Source organism: Streptomyces sp. NPDC043952, from assembly GCF_056435325.1.
On record NZ_JBWKES010000084.1, the window covers coordinates 1 to 1,049 of the forward strand.

Annotated in this window: 1 rRNA gene; it reads right to left on the bottom strand. The window is 57.7% G+C overall.

What is annotated here, in order from left to right:
• A 23S ribosomal RNA gene (locus AC069R_RS34100) occupies window positions 1-1,049 on the bottom strand; the annotation flags it as partial.

Genomic DNA, 1,049 nt, shown 5'->3' on the forward strand with positions numbered 1-1,049 from the left:
CTACACCCTTACCCCGGGACAACCACCGCCCGGGATGGACTACCTTCCTGCGTCACCCCATCACTCACCTACTAACCGCTTGGTCCGGCGGCTCCACCACTCCCCTTCGCCCGAAGGCTCCAGGGCGGCTTCACGGCCTTAGCATCACGATGCTCGATGTCTGACGCTTCACAGCGGGTACCGGAATATCAACCGGTTATCCATCGACTACGCCTGTCGGCCTCGCCTTAGGTCCCGACTTACCCTGGGCAGATCAGCTTGACCCAGGAACCCTTAGTCAATCGGCGCACACGTTTCTCACGTGTGAATCGCTACTCATGCCTGCATTCTCACTCGTCAACCGTCCACAACTACCTTCCGGTGCTGCTTCACCCGGCAGACGACGCTCCCCTACCCATCCACACACCCGTTGAGGCTTCTTGTGTGAATGACACGACTTCGGCGGTACGCTTGAGCCCCGCTACATTGTCGGCGCGGAATCACTAGACCAGTGAGCTATTACGCACTCTTTCAAGGGTGGCTGCTTCTAAGCCAACCTCCTGGTTGTCTGTGCGACTCCACATCCTTTCCCACTTAGCGTACGCTTAGGGGCCTTAGTCGATGCTCTGGGCTGTTTCCCTCTCGACCATGGAGCTTATCCCCCACAGTCTCACTGCCGCGCTCTCACTTACCGGCATTCGGAGTTTGGCTAAGGTCAGTAACCCGGTAGGGCCCATCGCCTATCCAGTGCTCTACCTCCGGCAAGAAACACACGACGCTGCACCTAAATGCATTTCGGGGAGAACCAGCTATCACGGAGTTTGATTGGCCTTTCACCCCTAACCACAGGTCATCCCCCAGGTTTTCAACCCTGGTGGGTTCGGTCCTCCACGAAGTCTTACCTCCGCTTCAACCTGCCCATGGCTAGATCACTCCGCTTCGGGTCTTGAGCGTGCTACTCAACCGCCCTGTTCGGACTCGCTTTCGCTACGGCTTCCCCACACGGGTTAACCTCGCAACACACCGCAAACTCGCAGGCTCATTCTTCAAAAGGCACGCAGTCACGAGAA